The organism is Pantoea phytobeneficialis, assembly GCF_009728735.1.
GTDB lineage: Bacteria > Pseudomonadota > Gammaproteobacteria > Enterobacterales > Enterobacteriaceae > Pantoea > Pantoea phytobeneficialis.
In genome coordinates this window covers 4,250,878-4,269,759 of the sequence record NZ_CP024636.1, presented here as the reverse complement: position 1 = coordinate 4,269,759, position 18,882 = coordinate 4,250,878, and the positions used below count along the sequence as shown (strand labels likewise).

19 protein-coding genes are annotated in these 18,882 nt (G+C 53.1%); 4 read left to right on the top strand and 15 right to left on the bottom strand.

The features are described 5' to 3' along the window. Positions 1–3 precede the first annotated feature (3 nt). Genes spoT through gmk form a run of 3 tightly spaced genes read right to left on the bottom strand, consistent with a single transcriptional unit; the run spans position 4 to position 3,086 of the window. Positions 4–2,112: a bifunctional GTP diphosphokinase/guanosine-3',5'-bis pyrophosphate 3'-pyrophosphohydrolase gene (gene spoT / locus CTZ24_RS19900; RefSeq protein ID WP_021186074.1), complete on the bottom strand. Its 2,109-nt coding sequence runs from the start codon at positions 2,110–2,112 to the stop codon at positions 4–6. A 20-nt stretch (positions 2,113–2,132) separates the two neighbouring features. Further along, positions 2,133–2,408 (bottom strand): DNA-directed RNA polymerase subunit omega, encoded by a 276-nt coding sequence (gene rpoZ / locus CTZ24_RS19895; RefSeq protein ID WP_013511051.1) that lies wholly within the window; start codon positions 2,406–2,408, stop codon positions 2,133–2,135. Between the two features lie 54 nt (positions 2,409–2,462). Next, on the bottom strand, positions 2,463–3,086 hold the full coding sequence (gene gmk / locus CTZ24_RS19890) for a guanylate kinase (RefSeq protein WP_036627742.1): 624 nt from the start codon (positions 3,084–3,086) through the stop codon (positions 2,463–2,465). 239 nt (positions 3,087–3,325) lie between these two features. Between gmk and ligB the strand changes: the two genes are divergently transcribed. Next, positions 3,326–5,062, top strand: a complete 1,737-nt coding sequence (gene ligB / locus CTZ24_RS19885; protein ID WP_208724432.1) for an NAD-dependent DNA ligase LigB — start codon at positions 3,326–3,328, stop codon at positions 5,060–5,062. Here the strand turns inward: ligB and CTZ24_RS19880 are convergent. From CTZ24_RS19880 to CTZ24_RS19845, 8 genes are all read right to left on the bottom strand, one after another. Next, positions 5,009–5,626: a trimeric intracellular cation channel family protein gene (locus tag CTZ24_RS19880; protein ID WP_013511048.1), complete on the bottom strand. Its 618-nt coding sequence runs from the start codon at positions 5,624–5,626 to the stop codon at positions 5,009–5,011. The genes ligB and CTZ24_RS19880 overlap by 54 nt on opposite strands. A 325-nt stretch (positions 5,627–5,951) precedes the next feature. Then, positions 5,952–6,599: an oligosaccharide flippase family protein gene (locus tag CTZ24_RS19875; protein ID WP_208724431.1), complete on the bottom strand. Its 648-nt coding sequence runs from the start codon at positions 6,597–6,599 to the stop codon at positions 5,952–5,954. A 75-nt stretch (positions 6,600–6,674) separates the two neighbouring features. Further along, positions 6,675–6,941: a hypothetical protein gene (locus CTZ24_RS19870; RefSeq protein ID WP_071783606.1), complete on the bottom strand. Its 267-nt coding sequence runs from the start codon at positions 6,939–6,941 to the stop codon at positions 6,675–6,677. A gap of 436 nt (positions 6,942–7,377) precedes the next feature. After that, the gene (locus CTZ24_RS19865) at positions 7,378–7,773 is read right to left on the bottom strand and encodes a polyketide cyclase (protein ID WP_208724430.1); all 396 of its coding nucleotides are present in this window, start codon (positions 7,771–7,773) and stop codon (positions 7,378–7,380) included. Between the two features lie 112 nt (positions 7,774–7,885). Then, positions 7,886–9,031, bottom strand: a complete 1,146-nt coding sequence (locus tag CTZ24_RS19860; RefSeq protein WP_437180267.1) for an alanine racemase — start codon at positions 9,029–9,031, stop codon at positions 7,886–7,888. A gap of 70 nt (positions 9,032–9,101) precedes the next feature. Continuing rightward, positions 9,102–10,523 (bottom strand): efflux transporter outer membrane subunit, encoded by a 1,422-nt coding sequence (locus CTZ24_RS19855; RefSeq protein WP_208724429.1) that lies wholly within the window; start codon positions 10,521–10,523, stop codon positions 9,102–9,104. 168 nt (positions 10,524–10,691) lie between these two features. After that, on the bottom strand, positions 10,692–11,615 hold the full coding sequence (gene lpxP, locus CTZ24_RS19850) for a kdo(2)-lipid IV(A) palmitoleoyltransferase (protein WP_208724428.1): 924 nt from the start codon (positions 11,613–11,615) through the stop codon (positions 10,692–10,694). Between the two features lie 403 nt (positions 11,616–12,018). Beyond that, entirely contained in the window at positions 12,019–12,882 is an 864-nt protein-coding gene (locus CTZ24_RS19845) for a YicC/YloC family endoribonuclease (protein WP_208724427.1), read from the bottom strand. A gap of 151 nt (positions 12,883–13,033) precedes the next feature. Between CTZ24_RS19845 and CTZ24_RS19840 the strand changes: the two genes are divergently transcribed. Beyond that, positions 13,034–13,477: a DUF3574 domain-containing protein gene (locus tag CTZ24_RS19840; RefSeq protein WP_021186095.1), complete on the top strand. Its 444-nt coding sequence runs from the start codon at positions 13,034–13,036 to the stop codon at positions 13,475–13,477. Between the two features lie 79 nt (positions 13,478–13,556). Here the strand turns inward: CTZ24_RS19840 and CTZ24_RS19835 are convergent, their stop codons facing one another. Next, positions 13,557–14,741, bottom strand: coding sequence for a NupC/NupG family nucleoside CNT transporter (locus CTZ24_RS19835; protein ID WP_036627752.1), 1,185 nt, complete (start codon positions 14,739–14,741; stop codon positions 13,557–13,559). A 144-nt stretch (positions 14,742–14,885) separates the two neighbouring features. On the opposite strand from CTZ24_RS19835, the gene rph reads away from it, so the two are divergent. After that, positions 14,886–15,602, top strand: a complete 717-nt coding sequence (rph, locus tag CTZ24_RS19830) for a ribonuclease PH (protein WP_021186097.1) — start codon at positions 14,886–14,888, stop codon at positions 15,600–15,602. A 49-nt stretch (positions 15,603–15,651) separates the two neighbouring features. Beyond that, positions 15,652–16,293, top strand: coding sequence for an orotate phosphoribosyltransferase (gene pyrE, locus CTZ24_RS19825; RefSeq protein ID WP_021186098.1), 642 nt, complete (start codon positions 15,652–15,654; stop codon positions 16,291–16,293). Positions 16,294–16,329: 36 nt separating this feature from the next. On the opposite strand, the gene slmA is transcribed toward pyrE, so the two are convergent. The 3 genes from slmA to coaBC form a co-directional block, all read right to left on the bottom strand. Continuing rightward, a complete protein-coding gene (gene slmA, locus CTZ24_RS19820) occupies positions 16,330–16,926 on the bottom strand; it encodes a nucleoid occlusion factor SlmA (RefSeq protein WP_021186099.1) in 597 nt (198 codons plus the stop codon). A gap of 117 nt (positions 16,927–17,043) precedes the next feature. Then, positions 17,044–17,502, bottom strand: coding sequence for a dUTP diphosphatase (gene dut / locus CTZ24_RS19815; protein WP_013511034.1), 459 nt, complete (start codon positions 17,500–17,502; stop codon positions 17,044–17,046). Further along, a complete protein-coding gene (coaBC, locus tag CTZ24_RS19810) occupies positions 17,480–18,700 on the bottom strand; it encodes a bifunctional phosphopantothenoylcysteine decarboxylase/phosphopantothenate--cysteine ligase CoaBC (protein ID WP_208724426.1) in 1,221 nt (406 codons plus the stop codon). Before coaBC ends, dut begins: the two co-directional genes overlap by 23 nt. Positions 18,701–18,882 lie beyond the last annotated feature (182 nt).

Here is an 18,882-nt window from a genome sequence, read left to right as displayed (position 1 = left end):
GCACTAATTACGATTTCGGTGAACTTTAATCACATCGGGCATTACGCGAATTTTACGCATAATGTTAGCCAGATGGACGCGATCGTGCGCGGTCAGACGGATAAAGGCGCTATAAACACGGCCGTCTCGTTCTTCGGTATTGAGACTTTGAATGTTTGAACCGGCGGTATTGATGGCCGCGGTCAGGTTTGCCAGCGCGCCCTGATGGTTGAACATGTCGACTTTAATTTCGGCGACAAATTCCTGATCGGTCACTTTATCCCATTCTACCGGCATGAACTTTTCTGGTTCTTTCTGGTAGCCGCGAATATTGCGGCAGGACTCGTGGTGCACCACCAGGCCTTTACCAGGGCTGACGTGTGCAACGATCGGATCGCCCGGAATCGGACGGCAGCATTTGGCGAAGGTAATCAGGACACCATCAGCACCTTTAATCGGCAACTTATTACGTTTGTTGCTGACGAGTGGTGCTGAGTTCTCTGATTGCAGCAGATTTTTCGCCACCACTACGCTCATCGCGTTCCCCAGACCAATTTCCGCCAGGAGATCATCCATACTGGTCAACTTCATGCGTTCCAGCTCGCGCTGGATATTTTCTGCCGGAATTTCAGCCAGTTTACGGCTACCACCCAGCGCATGGCTGAGCAGGCGACGGCCGAGGTTAACAGAATCTTCGCGTTTGAGGTTTTTCAGCAACTGGCGAATCTTGGCGCGCGCTTTGGAACTGACGACAAAGTTAAGCCAGGCGGCGTTGGGTCGGGCACCCGGCGCGGTAATAATTTCGATGGTTTGCCCGCTGGTGAGTGGCTGCGACAGCGGATAAGGCTGGCGATCAACGCGTGCGCCGACACAGGCATGGCCAATATCGGTATGGACCGCATAGGCAAAGTCGACAGGTGTTGCGCCAGCGGGCAGTTCGACAATGCGGCCTTCAGGCGTGAACACATAAATCTCGTCCGGGAAGAGATCTGATTTCACGCTTTCAATAAATTCAAAGGAGCTTCCCGCGCTTTGCTGCAACTCCAGCAGGCTTTGCAGCCAGCGCTGGGCACGTACTTGCGCGGTGGTGCCGCTTTCACCGGCCTGTTTATAGGCCCAGTGTGCCGCAACCCCCATTTCCGCCATCTGATCCATATCTTCGGTACGGATTTGCACCTCAACCGGCACGCCGTGCGGGCCAATCATCGAGGTATGCAAAGATTGATAGCCGTTGGCCTTGGGGATAGCGATGTAATCTTTGACGCGTCCAGGACGCGGTTTGTACAGACTGTGCATCTGTCCGAGTACGCGATAGCAGGTATCTAAATCTTTCACGATGACGCGAAAGGCGTAAATATCCATGATCGAGTGAAATCGTTGCTCTTTCAGATGCATTTTGCGGTAGATCGAATAAAGATGCTTCTCACGGCCACTGACGCGACAGGGAATCCCAGCCTCTTGCAGGCGGCCGTCAATCTCAGAAAGAATCTTCTGGATCATCTCTTTACGGTTACCGCGCGCCGCTTTAACCACCTCTTTGATGACCCGATAGCGGTTCGGGTACAACGCTTCAAAGCCCAGCTCCTCCAGCTCGGTTTTCAGGTGATGAATACCGAGACGGTGGGCCAGCGGGCTATAAATTTCGAGGGTTTCTCGTGCGATACGACGGCGTTTATCCGGTCGCAGCGAGCCAAGCGTGCGCATGTTATGGGTGCGGTCAGCCAGTTTGATCAGAATGACGCGGATGTCCTGCACCATCGCCATGATCATTTTGCGGAAGTTTTCAGCCTGGGCTTCTTTCTTATCCCTGAACTTCAACTTATCGAGTTTTGACACCCCTTCAACCAGTTCGGCAACGCTTTTGCCAAACAGTTGTTCCATGTCCTGGTAAGTTGCGGGGGTATCTTCGATAACATCATGCAGCAACGCGGCCATCAGCGTTTCGTGGTCGAGTTTCATCTCGGCCAGAATGCAGGCAACGGCAACAGGATGGGTGATATAAGGCTCACCGCTGGAGCGTGTTTGTCCCTCGTGGGCATCACGCGCGACAAGATAAGCTTGCTTGAGGCGCTTGATTTGCTCCTCAGGCAAGTATTTTTCAATCAGTTGATTGAGGCTTTCAAACAGATACAAGGTTGACCTGCAGGCTGCTGTTAACGACGACCTTCAGCGATAGCGGTAACGGCTTGTAATTCAGCGGCTTCCTGCTCTTGCTGTTCCTGACGATCACGCACATCCAGAATCTGGTTGGTGATCAGACCTTCTTCGATTTCGCGCAGCGCGATAACGGTGGCTTTATCGTTTTCTTCCGGAACCAGCGGATCTTTGCCGCCTACCTGCATCTGACGTGCACGACGTGCAGCGACCAACACCAGGTCAAAACGGTTACCAATTTTTTCTACTGCGTCCTGAACGGTTACGCGTGCCATAGGTGTGCTACTCCACAGATGAAGAAATGACTGGGCATAATACTGAAAGTGAATTCAGACTGCCAATAGTTTGCTGATTAAAGCATCATGTCGCGATTTCTGGCGACTCATGCGCAGACGTTCTGCGCGAATAATGGTTTTCAGATCGGACAACGCCAGATCAAAATCATCATTCACAATTAAATAATCGTATTCGGCATAGTGGCTCATTTCCGCCACGGCCTGCGCCATACGGCGGGCAATCACCTCTTCGCTATCCTGGCCACGGCCGCGCAGACGGCGATCCAACTCTTCCGTTGAGGGTGGCAAAACAAAAATGCTGCGTGCGGCAGGCATTTTCTGGCGGATTTGCTGCGCACCTTGCCAGTCGATATCCAGAAAAACATCAACGCCGGTTGCCAATACACGTTCAATGGCCGCACGGGAGGTGCCGTAATAGTTGCCAAAGACTTCCGCATGCTCAAGGAAGGCATCCTCGGCAATCATGGCTTCGAATTCCGGTTTTGACACAAAAAAGTAATGTTCACCATGACTCTCACCGGGGCGCACGCCACGGGTGGTATGGGAAACAGACACTTGCGTATCGTATAACGGTTGTGTCTTCAACAGCGCCTGAATCAGACTGGATTTACCTGCGCCGCTGGGGGCAGAAACAATATAGAGCGTGCCTTGAGCCATGATTTTCTTGAATTGAGTAAAGAGCGGAGTCGATTTCCTGCACAGTATACACGGCTTACGCCCGCCACGCAGCGTTTGCCGCCGCGTCAGGCGCATTTCTTTTTTTGTGAGGCTGCTCCAGCCGTATTGTTCAGCGCTGCAACTCGTGAAAAAACGCGGGAACATAACATCCAGAATCCTTTTTCGCTGCTGGCTGCCAGATGCAGGGTGTTCTCCAATAGACAAAAAGGAGAACGAAGATGAAAGGATACATGGTTTTGTTGTTATGGCTCTTCAGCGCGGGCGTATTGGCTGAGAGGGTTTGTCCCAACTGGTCCCCGGTACGGGCTGGGCAGGAGATTACGCAGTTACAAACCCAACTCCGACACTGGGATGATGCCTATTACCGGCAGGGACAGAACCTGGTAAGCGATGCTGATTACGACAGCCTGCAACAACGTCTGCAACATTGGCAGCTGTGCTTCACGCCAGACATGGCGACTTACGCGGCACAACCCACAACAGACGGCACTGCGCAGCACCCGGTGGCACATACCGGCGTGCGCAAATTGCGTGACCAGCGGGCTGTCATGGAGTGGATGCAGGGTAAGTCAGATGTGTGGGTCCAGCCGAAGGTTGACGGTGTGGCCGTCACATTGATTTATCGTCAGGGGCGGTTGGCCTCTCTGGTCAGTCGTGGTGACGGCCTGCGCGGTGAAGAGTGGCGGGATAAGGCAGCCATGATCCCGGCTATCCCGCAGCAGATCAGCACCAATCAGAATGAGGTGGTGCTGCAAGGGGAATTATTTTTGCAGATGACCGATCATCAGCAGGCGCAGGATGGTGGCAGCAATGCCCGGGCACAGGTGGCGGGCGCGATGATGCGCCGTGATGCCACTCCGTTGTTGGCGCAACTGGGGGTGTTTATCTGGGCGTGGCCGGATGGTCCGGCGTCCATGTCAGAACGGCTGGCACAATTGTCGCGCTGGGGATTTGACCTGGCCGAACGCTGGAGCGAACGGGTCAATGATGAGGACGAGGTAGCAAGCTGGCGCGATCGCTGGTTTCAGGGAAAATTACCCTTTGCCACCGATGGTATTGTTATCCACCAATCGCCTGTTCGCATGGGGCGTGACTGGCAGCCCGGGCAGGGCAACTGGTCAGCTGCGTGGAAATATCAACCAGCGGAGATCAGCAGCGAAGTGCGTTCGGTGGAGTTCAATGTCGGACGAACCGGAAAAATCGCGGTGGTTTTGAATCTTATCCCGGTGCAGCTGGATGATAAAACCGTGCGCCGGGTCAATATTGGTTCGCTACGACGTTGGCGTGAGCTGGATGTGATTGCAGGCGATCAGGTGACATTGGTTCTCGCCGGATTGGGCATTCCGCGTGTTGAACGGGTTATCTGGCGTGTTGGACTGCGCGAATACCCCGACGCACCACAAAGCAGCGATTTTAATGAACTCAGTTGTCTGGCATTCAATGCACCGTGTCGGGCACAATTCCTGTCACGACTGAGCTGGCTCAGCGAAAAATCAGTGCTGGATATTAACGGTATACAACGCAGCACCTGGCAACGCTTGCTGGATAGCGGCACCATCACCCATCTGTTTTCCTGGCTGGAACTGACTCCCGAACAAATCGCTCAGGTGGCTGGGATATCACCGACGCGGGCGCAACAGATCTGGCGGCGGTTTAATCAGACCCGCCAGCAACCGCTACGCCGTTGGGTGATGGCGCTGGGCTTGCCGATACCGCGTGCCGCATTACAAGCCTTGCCTGACACTCAGTGGCAACAATTGCAGATGCGCACGACGGAGGGCTGGCAACAGCTACCGGGTATTGGCAGCACGCTGGCGCAACGGATTGTGACCATGCTGCACGATCATCAGGTGCAGCAACTCATCACGTTTTTACAGCAACAGGCGATCCCCGGCGGCGCATCAGTGATCGGGATGGGGATAGTTGAAAATCGGCAAGCCGAGGCGGAACCGTAGCGCCAGCAGGCGAGCGAAAAAGCCGAACAATAGGGTGACGATTACCACTACCTCATTGGCCAGCGATGTTTTCAACAGCAGGATATAGAGCCAGCCTGAGGCGAAGGCGACAGCGGCATACAATTCTTTCTGAAACACCAGCGGGATGCGATTGCAGAACATATCGCGCAGTACGCCGCCAAATACACCGGTGATGACTGCGCTAATCGCGGCGATAACTGCGGTATGGCCCCCATCCAGTGCCACCTGGGCACCTATTATGGAGAAAACCACCAGGCCCAACGCATCCAGCACCAGGAAGACTTTGCGCAGATGATTCATCAGCGGTGCTACCACCGTGGTGATTACCGCCGCCGCCGCAACAATCATGATGTATTCGGGATGCTTAACCCAACCCAGCGGATAATGGCCGAGTAGAATGTCACGTACCGATCCGCCACCAATCGCGGTAACGGAAGCGATAATAATGACGCCAAACAGATCCATTTTGCGTCTGCCTGCCGCCAGCGCACCAGTCATGGCCTCGGCGGTGATACCAATGATGTAGAGAACGGTTAACAGCATAGAGCACTCCAGATAATTGGCGGCAAGGCTAAAGACTTCCCAGAGTGTAGACCACTGAGATTTTCTAAAAAAGTGACATCGGATTAGTTGTTTTGATATTAGTGGCTTTATAAGGCCTGTTTTACGGGGGTGTGAGGATAGATGTTTCTTATTCGCATTATAAAAAATGATGTGAAAGGTGTGTTCAGTATGCGCCAATCCGGCTTAACGCATGTGGACAGAAGGGGGGTAGTTGCCGGCGTGGAAAAGAAAAAAGCGTGCTGGCAAGCAGCACGCGAACGCATCCTCTCAGATGCCCAGAGCCCACCATACAGACTTGTTTTTATTATCCGTTTCTTGCTCGCATACCGGCAAAGCTTTTCAGGCTAAAACGGTATTCAGGTTGGAACCATGAACGGCCGTAGTAGCAGTAGACCAGCATGCGAATTGAGACCATCGCCAGGTAACCCCAGATAGCACAGAGTACTGAAGGGGTCAGCCACACGGTGAACAAGGTCACACTCAGTCCAACCAGCACTGACAAGATTTCTGTAAATGCAATTCGAGTGAATTGTTTTTCTCGCTGCAATATGGCGCGGTAATGTTGCCCTTGCGGAACAATAATGAAAATCACCGAAATCATTTCCAGCATAATTGCCAGTTCGGGCTGATTCATTATTCGGCTAAAAAGATCGCTACCAATAAACATGACGGCGAAAATTAATAGCCCAAGCAACATGTTCCCCCAATAAAGAACGGAGAGATCGCTGATGCTTAAATTTTGGTTGCGAATAGCGGAGTTGCCAAATCCGCGATCGGCTAATGTGTCTATAACTAATAAACATGCAATGGCAACGGCAAGTAAATTTAACTCGTTTGCCTGTAATATTTGCGCCAGAAGTGAAAGCTGTAATACACCGATGCCAATGATTTTTATTGATGACAATATTGACCACTTGGTAGCGCCGGTCAGATTTCTTACACGTATCGTCATACTCTGCTCGTTATGGTACATGTACCAGTGCAATTTGAGGGTCGCCCGGGCGACAAGGCCAGAGCACAGATTTCATCAGTGCAGCCAATCCTGGCGAAGCCCTGAAATACCTTTCAGTGATTGCCATGTAATGATGCATTCGATCAAATGATGTTCTGAATTTAAAAAGACGCCCCTGGTGTGCAATTGTTTTTGTGTCATAGCACTATCTCCTCCTGTCAGAAGAAAATCAGCCAGATCACGATAAAATCCATTTTGATAATTATATTCCCCAGCCAAAATCCTTCTGGCAATCTCAACGAATTCTCTTTCTGACAATAAAGGATAGGTTGAGCGGTCCATGTTATTTACCCTGCTATTGTTATTATTAAGTACTGCTGTGTGTAAGGGAGTTATACCGTGTTTTATTTGAATTAACACCATGAGAAAACTCCTATAAATGACACTCAATAATAAATGGTTTTGGTTTTTTCATCTGAAAATATAATGAGAAGGGTAAGGGATCTATTAGTCTTTTACGTTATTGTCAGAGAGGGTAAATAACGTTTTTCAGCCCGGATAAAAAAAACGTCAGAAAATCAGTGGACCTGAAGTGAGAGATGACTTCCGTACCAGGAATTTTCCTGGTACGGAAGCGTTAGCCAAACTGGTGGTTACAATGAAAAACGGCCACAAAATGTGCAAAACAGTTAAAGGCTTTGGTGAAGAAAAATTGTTTGTCAGTGCCGATTACTGCCAGAGAATAGCTGAGTAAGAAAGTTTTTATAATTCATTGATTCTAATGGGTTAAAAGGTGTAGAAGGTTATCCAGATCACGTTTTACCCATGCAACGTCTTGGGCAAATTTCTCATCAGACATTAGTGGCTGACGGTAAACGACTATCACCACCTCGGCACCTTGTTCGTTCGCAATCACCCGCATCGGCATGTAGATCTCCTTACCGATGCCGGTATCGATCCAGTGATCCATTACGCCAAATGGATTGTGCGGCGTGAAACGAATCTTTACCGTGCCTTCAGGTCCTTTGGCTTTCCAGATATTCCCTTCCTGCGTTAGCGTGCTGCTACTTAGCCCGCTTGCCCATTTTGCGAAACACTCGGGTTTCCAGATGGTTTCATATAAATCTAACCAGTTACGTGGAATGGTCAGAGTCACTGTCTGAGATGGCAGCATGGGACCTCCTGTTGGGCGGATAAAGAGGCATTAAAGCACGCGGTCACCGGGCTGGAAACGGCCCGGTGCCGGAAGTGTGGCGCAGAAGAGGTTTCCAGAAAAAGCCTCGTGGTCAGATGAACTTGCCCCGTCCCTCTATGTTGAGCACTTCAGCCAAACCGTCGGCATGGCGCAACACAAAGCGGTCGGACTGTGCCACAACCGCACAACTGTGGTTGGGGAAGATACGCAGTAGCGCCCCCACAGCGGGAGCCTGATGGCTAAATTGCAGGAAGCCGTGTTCCTCGGATAATTTCACCACCTCAAATTGATTCCCTTGCTCATCCACGGCAATGCCGAAACCGCTGGCATTGGTGCCGTGGGGGCCTTTATCGGAGCTGAGCATTTTGGAGCCCGCATCGATAATGGCGTAATGCGTATTCACCGCCACCACGCGCGTGACCACACTTAACGCCAGCGCGTCTGGCGTACATAAGCCTAAACGCCAGGCCGTCAGATCAAGTAACGCGTAATTACCGGGACGAATTTCATTGCTGCCTTCCGCAACCGGGGCCGCCAGTGCCGTGGGGGTTGAGCCGACAGAGATTGGGCAAGGCGTAAATCCCGCAGACATCAGGCGTTGCTGAACACCACGCATCAGTGCGATTTCCTGACGGGCAACCTCGCAGATGGCGGCGGGATGACCGGCACCATAAGCCTGGCCGGCATGAGAAACCAGCCCGGCAAAAGGAAGTCCGGCGGCATTGATAGCTTCAGCCAGCGTCAGCGCAGCATCACTTTCAGGATCGACCCCCACCCGATGCAGCCCAACATCCACCTTGATGGCAACCGCCAGCTCCGCTGTCGGCTGTTGCTGATGCGCTGTTGCTAACGCAGACACGCCATTCAGGGAGTCAGCAATGCAGGTAATACGGGCATGGTTTTCTGCGGCGACCTGAAGTAATTCGGTCAACGTATCGGCCAGCACCACCGGATAAGCCAGTAGCAGGTCACGCTCGCCCCCTAAAATAAAGGCGACACCTTCGCTCGGTTTTGACACCGTAACACCACGCGCGCCAAGCGCTCGTTGTTGCCGGGCTATCCAGACGCTTTTATGGGTTTTGATATGAGGACGCAGAGCAACGCCAGCCGCATCGGCTTTTTGTTGCATCTGCTGAAGATTGCGTTGCAGGCGAGCTGCATCAATCTCCATAAAAGGGGTAAGTCGGTCAGCAATAAGAGGCCGGAGCCAGCCAGCCTCAATATCTTGTTCCATCATGATTATCCGCAGGTTGAGCCAATGAGCGAACCATCATTCACCAACCTGCGGCAGAATACCAGCCATCCGCTTAACTGTGGGGCGTAGCATCCCCGTTATGGAATCCACCACCTAAATCTTCAATCAACACCACCGCCAGATTGATCTGCTGGGCTTTAAGCACCACCAGTTTCTGGTCGGATTCGATTAACTGATTCTGGATGGTCAATACGTCCAGATATGGACGCAGGCCCGCTGCATATTCGCGGTTCAGGTCATCCCAGGCACTGTGAATCAGCTGGTTGGCACTTTCCTGCTGTGCCAGTTGATCCTGAATGGACTGCAACTGGGTGATGGTATCGCTGACATTACCCAGCGAACTAATCAGCAATTTGTTGTATTGCGCCACCGCCAGATCCCAGTTGGCATCACTTTCAGCTAAATCGGCACGGCGCTTACCGGCATCAAAAATTGGCAGCGACAGGCTTGGCCCAACATTAAAGAAGCGGCTCGGCGCGCCAAACAAAGCGTCACCCAGCAGTGAGCGTGTACCGGCTTCCGCCACCAGGTTGATATTGGGATAGAACTCGGTTTTGGTCGCGGCGATGTCTTTCGCTGCCGCTTCTACTCGCCAACGTGCGGCGACTACATCCGGGCGGCGACCCAGCAGATCGGCTGGAATATTGCCTGGCAGCAGTGCAGCGGTGGGTACGTTCAGTTTCGCTGGCTTCAGGTTATGCCAGTAATCCGGGCCTTTGCCGACCAGCGTCGAAAGTTGAATACCGGCGTCGGTGACGTCCTGTTTTGCTTCCGTAAGCGAGGCTTCAGCGGTTTTTTGCTGCGATAACGCCTGCTTGTATTGATAGTCAGACGTGAGTCCGGCGGAAACATATTGCTGCTGAATTTTGGCGATGCCATTGGCACGATCGGCGGCCTGTTTTGCCAGATCGGCATTGGTCCACGCCAGATTAAGGTTGTTCCATGCACGCGTGACGTTAGCGGCCAGGGTTAACTGGCTGGCCTGGCGATCCAGTTCGCTGGCGCGCGCCTGGCCGAGTGCTGCTTCGGCTGCATCTTTCTTCCCACCCCATAAATCAAAGGTGTAGCTCAGACCTACGTTGGCGGTACGCAGCGTACTGTAGGTTTTGCCCTCTAGCAGCGGGTCGTCCACTTTTGCTACCCGTGAGCGGGTAATCCCGGCGTTAAGATCGACATCCGGATAACGTTCAGCGTTGGCGGCGATAACCTGTGAATTGGCTTTGTCGGCCTGGGCGTTTACTACTTGCAGGTCTGGGCTGGAGGCCATGGCATCGTTAATCAGATGATTAAGCTGAGCATCGTCAAAACTTTGCCACCATTGCGTTTTCGGCCAGTTAGCGGTGCTGAAGTGGGCATTTTTCAGCGTGTCCTGTGCCTGCAATGTATTGGCATCAAGCATATGGTTGCTGGTATGTAAGCCGTGAGGATTGGCGCAACCGGCCAGCAGCGCGCTGGCAACCGCAATTGCGAGCATCGCTCGCCGGGGTGAAGTCAAAAGCAGAGTCATAAGTTTGGTCAGGAAAAGGAAATGGCGACCATTACAAAAGGCTGTGCAAATTTTGACAAACCTGTTTTTCGTTAAGAATGGTTGTGAAATGTTTTTTGGCGGGTCAGGCAGCAGGCCGGAGCCTGCTGCATCAGGTCAGACGTAGAGCGACGCTTCACCTGGCGGGCGGGTTTTAAAGCGGCGATGCAGCCAGAGATATTGCTCAGGTGCACGCAGGATTTCACGCTCGATCACTTTGTTCATGTAAGCGGCCGCAGCGGATTCATCATCATGTGGGTAGTTTTCCAACTCCGGCTGGATGATCAACTGATAGCCGTTTTTCTGCGGATTACGAATCAGCACGATAGTCAGCATCGCCGGGCGAGCCAGACGTGATAACACAAAAGTCCCGTTGGTCGTTGCCGCTTTCTCAACGGCAAACAGCGGCGCAAAGACACTGCCTTTCGGGCCGTAGTCCTGGTCTGGAGCGAACCAAACGGCTTCGCCCTGTTTCAGCGCTTGCACCATGCCACGCAGGTCACGCCGGTCAATCATGGCTTTGTTGGAACGCATACGGCCTTTGGTTTGCGCCCACTCCATCGCCTGATTGTTATGTTTGCGATACATCGCCATCATTGGCTGGCACAGCCCGGTGATGCGGCCGCCCAATTCCAATGACATAAAATGCACGCCAATTACCATCACGCCTCGTTTATGGTCTTGGGCGGTTTTCAGGTTGGCCATACCACTCACCTGAAACAACTGGCGCACCCGACGATCCGACCAGAACCAGGCAATGCCCGTTTCCGCCAGCGCCATGCCCAGGGAGGCAAAGTTGCCCGCGATCATCTGCTCTTTCTCTTCATCACTGATGTGAGGAAAGCAGAGTTCAATATTACGACGCGTAATGCGCTCGCGGCGTTTCAGGAAGCGGCGTGACAGTTTGCCAGCACCGGCCCCGAGACGGATAAGGATGGGGTAAGGAAGTTGTACCAGTAGCCATAACACGCCCAACCCAAACCAGGTAAACCAGTAGCGAGGGTGGAGGAGTTGAGAGCAGAACTGCCCGGTTTTTTTCATAACACCTTCATGTGATCAGTGAATGTATCGCACATAGAAGCAGGTCCAGGTGTTCAGGGCGCGGTACAGCAGTCTTAATTTCGACCAGCAGATTAGCAAATAGTGCCGTTAAAGAAACCTAATCTCCGCAATCTTTAAGATTGAATGGATTCATTGAACGGGGAATTATCAAGAAGAATTGTCTTGATAACGGACAGATATATCTTGATTAACAATAGATTATAAGCGGATTGGGAGGCATTTAACACTGTCGAAGTGGTTAAGGGGTGTCCCAAACAGACATGGCTGGGTACGAATCTTTACGCATTATTTACGTTGCGCGTTGAAAAAAATCGACTAGCGAACAGGAACTATACTGATTTGTTGTACTGCCCCCCGGCAGAAATGGGGGGCAGTACAGATGTTACTCAATATTCTGAATCTGCTCGCGCATCTGCTCAATCAACACTTTCAGCTCAATTGCTGACGCGGTGATGTCGGCGTTAATCGATTTCGATGCCAGGGTGTTCGACTCACGGTTGAACTCCTGCATCATAAAATCGAGGCGACGACCGACCGCTTCTTTCTTCTTCAGAATGTTGAAAGTTTCTTTTACATGCGCGTCCAGGCGGTCCAGTTCTTCGGCGACATCAATACGCTGCGCCATCATCACCAGTTCCTGCTCCAGACGATTGTTTTCTAACTGGACTTCGGCTTCTTCCAGTTTGGTCACCAGACGTTCGCGCTGCCACTTCAATACTTCAGGCATCTGCACACGAACTTTGCTGACCTCCTGGGTTACGCCATCAAGGCGCTGTTCAATCAGGGTTTTCAGAGCTGCACCTTCGGTTTCGCGCGCGGTGATAAAGTCATCGAGTGCACCATCCAGCGCGGCCAGCAGTTCGGCATTAATGGCGTCGAGATCCTGCTCTTTTGCTGACATCACACCCGGCCAGCGCAGAATATCCAGTGGATTGATCGCACCTTCATCGCTCTGCATTTTCACCCAGTTGGCCGCCTGGACCAGCTGTTTTGCCAGCGATTCGTTGAGAATCAGTTCGCCCTGCGCGCCCGGATCGGCATCAAAACGCAAGTTGCACTCAATTTTGCCGCGTGTCAGTCGGTTGCGAATACGCTCGCGAATGACGGGTTCCAGGCTGCGGAACTGCTCTGGCAGGCGGATGTAGGTTTCCAGGTAGCGCTGGTTAACGGAGCGGAGTTCCCAGGCGGCGCTGCCCCAGTGGCCTTTGGCTTCGCGACGTGCGTAAGCGGTCATACTGCGGATCATAAGCGATACTCGTGTGAAGAAAATTTAGTGAATTATAGCGAGCTACGCTATGGCATGACAGGTAAAAGCCTGAAATATGGGCAGCTAAGCACTGGCCTTTTCAAACCAGACACCTATGATAGCGACGGGCATTCAGTTCAGGGAAATCTGTATGGCAACAAAATTTATCGCATCTTTCGCATTGGCATTGCTGCTGGCAGGCTGTCAGACGCATCCCACTACCATCACCCAGTCTGCGCCAACCAGCACGCCGACGCCGGTGTGTGCCGGTGGGGATATGATGATGCAAACCACGTTGTGGTTTGGCATGAGTAAACCGCAGGGCGGCACGGTGACTGAGCAGGAGTGGCAGCATTTTGTCGATAGCGATGTTACGCCGCGCTTCAAAGATGGCTTGTCGGTGTATGACGCCAAAGGGCAGTGGCTGGGGGAGAATGGCAAACTGGCGCGTGAAAACAGCAAAGCGCTGATGCTAATTCATTCGCCAGATCGTGCCAGCTCAGACAACATCAACGCATTGCGTGATATCTACAAGAAACGCTTCAGCCAGGAATCGGTAATGCGGGTTGATGGTCTGGTGTGCGTGGGTTTTTAAAATAGTTTCCGTAGCGGCGCGATTTATCGCGCAGGTTTTTCTGGCAGCGCGCGATAAATCGCGCCGCTACGAATTCGTATCAGATAAACAATCCGGCAAACGCCGCAGACAGCAAACTGACCAGCGTTGATCCGTACACCAGTTTCCAGCCGAAGCGCGATACCACGTTACCCTGCGCTTCGTTCAGCCCTTTAATCGCTCCGGCGACGATGCCGATCGAGGCGAAGTTGGCGAACGACACCAGGAATACCGACAAAATCCCCAGACCGCGTGGCGTCATTTCGGCAGCCACTTTTTTCAGCTCGATCATTGCCACAAATTCATTGGCAACCAGTTTTGTCGCCATGATGCTGGCCGCCTGTAACGCATCCGCAGAGGGAATGCCGACCAACCAGGCGAACGGATAAAATACGTACCCCAGTAATTGCTGGAAACTGTAGCCGAACACGGCAGCAAACAGCGCGTTCACGGCGGCAATCAGCGCGATAAAACCAATCAGCATCGCCAGAATAATCATCGCTACTTTGAACCCGGCGAGAATGTATTCCCCCAGCATTTCAAAAAAGCTCTGATCCTCATGCAGCTTATCGAGCGCGATATGTTCTTCATCCTGTGCGCGCGTCGGGTTGATGATCGACAGGATAATAAAGGTGCTGAACATATTGAGCAGCAGCGCAGCGACCACGTATTTCGCTTCAATCATCGTCATATAAGCGCCAACGATGGAGAGAGATACCGTGGACATCGCCGTTGCCGCCATGGTGTAGAGGCGCGGCGCGGAGATATCACCCAGAATACCTTTGTAGGCGATGAAGTTTTCCGATTGCCCAAGAATCAGGGTGCTGACCGCGTTAAACGACTCCAGTTTGCCCATGCCGTTAACTTTTGACAGCAGGGTGCCGACCAGACGGATCAACAACGGCAGAATTCGCCAATGCTGCAAAATACCGATTAGTGCAGAGATAAAAACAATCGGGCAGAGCACGCCGAGGAAAATAAACGCCAGGCCCTGTTTACTCATGCCGCCGAAGACAAAATCGCTGCCCTGAGCTGCGAAGGTCAGCAGCGTTTCGAAGAAACCACCCACAGAACTCACCACCGCCAGGCCGCTGGCGGAGTGCAGGAAAAACCAGCCGAGTGCGGCTTCTACCAGCAGCAATTGCAGAATAAAACGTGGACGAATCTGTTTACGGTCGTGGCTGACCAGAAGCGCAAGGGCAAAGATCACCACCAGCGCCAGCAGGAAATGGAGTATCGCTGTCATCATTTATCTTTTTAAGTGGGAAAACGCGCATTTAGCCACAGAGCGAGCGGAATTTCATCTGCGATTGTGCCGCCTCAGGACAGGACAGGCGCAGAGGAAGTCCGTATAATGCGCAGCCAAACCTAAGCAAGCCGGAGAGAAACCATGCGTCCAGCAGGCCGACACGCCAATCAAGTGCGTCCCGTCACCCTCACTCGTCACTACACCAAACATGCCGAAGGCTCGGTCCTTGTTGAGTTCGGTGAAACCAAAGTGCTGTGCACTGCCACCGTTGACGAAGGCGTACCGCGTTTCCTCAAAGGCCAGGGGCAAGGCTGGGTCACCGCCGAGTACGGCATGTTGCCGCGTTCTACGCACAGCCGTATGGCGCGTGAAGCGGCTAAAGGCAAACAGGGTGGCCGCACGCTGGAGATTCAGCGCCTGATCGCTCGCTCGCTGCGCGCCGCAGTCGATTTGCAGGCGCTGGGTGAATACACCATCACGCTGGATTGTGACGTGATTCAGGCTGATGGTGGCACGCGCACCGCGTCCATCACCGGGGCCTGTGTAGCACTGGCTGATGCTCTCAACAAGCTGGTGGCGGATGGCAAATTGAAATCCAGTCCGTTGAAAGGCATGGTCGCCGCCATTTCTGTCGGTATCGTTGAAGGCGAAGCGCGTTGCGATCTTGAATATGTGGAAGATTCTGCCGCAGAAACCGATATGAACGTGGTGATGCTGGAAGATGGCCGCATGATTGAAGTGCAGGGCACGGCAGAAGGTGAACCGTTCAGCCATGACGAGTTGCTGCAACTGTTGGCGCTGGCGCGCGGCGGGATTGAGCAATTAATTGTGGCGCAGAAAGCGGCGTTAGCAGATTGATGTAACAGGCGACCAGAGAGTCGCCTTTTCTTTATTTGAGGAGTGAGAAATGAAAGCCTGGCAGCGTCAGTTTATTGAGTTCGCCCTGAACAAAGGGGTATTGAAGTTTGGTGAGTTCACCCTGAAATCCGGGCGCAAAAGCCCTTATTTCTTCAATGCTGGTCTGTTTAATACCGGGCGTGATCTGGCGTTGTTAGGTCGTTTTTACGCGCAGGCCCTGGTGGATGGCGGTGTTGATTTTGACCTGCTGTTTGGTCCGGCTTACAAAGGCATTCCGATCGCCACCACCACTGCGGTAGCACTGGCCGATCATCATGACCGTGACGTGCCTTACTGCTTCAACCGTAAAGAAGCCAAAGATCACGGCGAAGGTGGCCTGCTGGTTGGCAGCCCGCTCCAGGGCAAAGTGATGCTGGTGGATGATGTGATCACCGCAGGTACGGCGATTCGCGAATCAATGGACATCATCAACGCCCATAACGCCACTCTGGCGGGCGTGCTGATTTCTCTCGATCGTCAGGAGCGTGGTCGTAGTGACATCTCGGCGATTCAGGAAGTGGAGCGCGATTACCGCTGTAAAGTCACGGCAATCATTACTCTGGCGGAATTGATTGATTATCTGGAAGAGAAGCCGGAGATGGCAGACCATCTGGCGAAAGTGCGCGCGTATCGTAAAGAGTACGGGATTTAATCATCCGTTGCGGCGCGATTTATCGCGCCGCGACAGTTAAACCAGTTGTGCCGCCAACAATGGCCAGCGGGTATCGAAATCCGCGGTGGGACGATAGCGGAATTCAGAACGGACATAGCGCGACAGCAACCCTTCGCAGAACGCCAATAGCTGGCTGGCGAGCAGGGTTTCATCGGTCTGGAAGCCTTCACCATCACGCATCTTCTTCTCTTTCATCACCTGGCGTAGCTGCACTTCAATGCGCTCAAACAGCTGATTGATGCGTCCTTGCAGGCGGTCCTGCTCAAACATCAATGCGTGGCCGGTCAGAATACGCGTCAGTCCCGGATTACGCTCACCAAATCCCAGAAGCAATTGCACGATAAGACGCAGGCGCGCCACCGTCTCTTTTTCATCTTTCAGGATTAGATTGATGCGCGTAATCAGGCTGTCTTCGATAAACTCGATCAGGCTGTCAAACATGCGTGTTTTGCTGGGAAAGTGACGATAGAGTGCCGCTTCAGAAACACCTACACTGGCCGCCAGTTTCGCGGTGGTGATGCGTTGGCTGCCATCGCTCGACTCCAGCATTTGCGCCAGTGCCTGCAAAATTTCTTCGCGACGGTTGCGCTTCGCGACCTTTTTTTCTGCCATGACCTTCAAGACCCCTGAAATTCACCATAAACAGGCAACACTCACGCGTCTGCCCTGTGTTCAATGCGCACAGAGCAGAAAAGAAGCAAGGGCAGAGGCGTAAGCGAAAAGCGCGTGTTACTGACGGCCAGAGTGACCGAAGCCGCCCGCGCCACGCACGCTGGCGTCAAAATCTTCCACCAGATTAAACTCGGCTTGCACCACAGGTACAAAGACCAGCTGTGCCAGACGGTCACCTGGGTTCAGCGTGAAGCTATCCTGCCCACGATTCCAGACAGAAACCATCAGCTGACCCTGATAATCGGAGTCGATCAAACCCACCAGGTTACCCAGCACGATGCCGTGCTTATGGCCAAGACCGGAGCGAGGCAGAATGACGGCCGCGAGGCTGGGATCGCCAATATGAATCGCCAGGCCAGTCGGCACCAGCACGGTGCTGCCTGGGGTGATTTCCAGTGCCTCATCCAGACAGGCGCGTAAATCCAGTCCGGCTGAACCCGAGGTTGCATAAGTCGGCAGCGGGAACTCAGTTCCTACGCGCGCATCAAGAATTTTAACGTCGATTTTTTTCATCATAACGGCTGACAATCTCGTCTAATAATTGTTGGCCAAGGAGCGTCTTATCACTGAGCGGTAAGACTTTTTCTCCTTCCTGCCAAAAAAGGTGAAGAGCATTGATGTCGCTATTGAACCCCTGGCCCGCTTTTGCCACATCATTGGCGCAAATCAGGTCGAGATTTTTACGTACCCGTTTTTGCCGCGCGTATTCTTCCACATTCCGGGTTTCGGCGGCAAACCCGACGACATAGGGACGGCCCTCTTTGAGTGCCGCCACCCCCGCCACGATGTCGGGATTCTTCACCAGTTGCAGTGTGACATTATCATCGCCACCCTGTTTTTTGATTTTCTCTGCGGCAATATTTGCCGCCCGGTAGTCTGCCACGGCTGCGCTGGCAATGAAAATATGTTGTTGGCTGATTTGCGCCATCACTGCCGCTTCCATCTCCTGAGCACTCGTGACATCCACGCGTTGCACCCATGCGGGTGTGGGCAACGTGACCGGACCGGCAACCAACGTCACTTTCGCCCCGCGTCTGGCGGCGGCGGCGGCAATGGCAAACCCCATTTTACCTGAACTGTGATTGGTGATGTAACGTACCGGGTCGAGAGCCTCACGGGTCGGTCCGGCGGTGATCATAATGTTGAGATGTTGCAGATCGTTGACGGGTGAGGCCCATTCCAGCGCATAAGCTACAATCGCCAGCGGATCGAGCATCCGTCCCGGTCCGATATCGCCACAGGCCTGGCTGCCGCTGTCTGGTCCCCAAATCAACACACCACGCGCATGCAGGCGTTGCAGGTTCTCCTGCGTAATGGCAGCACGATACATTTGCTGATTCATGGCAGGCACGATGGCAATCGGGGCCGCGGTTGCCAGACAGGTTGTGGTCACCAGATCGTTCGCCATGCCAGCGGTGACGCGGGCAATCAGGTCAGCGGTAGCCGGTGCCAGCAAAATCAGGTCTGCCCATTTCGCCAGCTCAATGTGGCCCATTGCGGCTTCGGCTGCCGGGTCAAGCAGATCGTCAAATACCGGATACCCCGATACGGCCTGGAGGCTGAGGGGCGTAATAAACGCTTTGGCCGCTTCGGTCATCATCACACGCACATCGGCACCGCGATCGCGCAATCGTCTTACCAGTTCCGGTGCTTTATAGGCTGCAATGCCGCCACTTACGCCCAGCAGAACTTTTTTTCCGGCTAATCCCGTCATTTTCAATCGCCTCGGTTCAACGCAGATTGCCGCGCCAGGCGCGGCAGATAACGCAACTTTACCACAAAAACCACTCGCGCCATTTTCACGGGTTGCGACCTTTGCGAGGCGGCTCTGAAAACCCCATAAACTGGCTGGATTTCACCACGTTGCTGGTTCAGGATGGCCGCAACGCAGGGAAG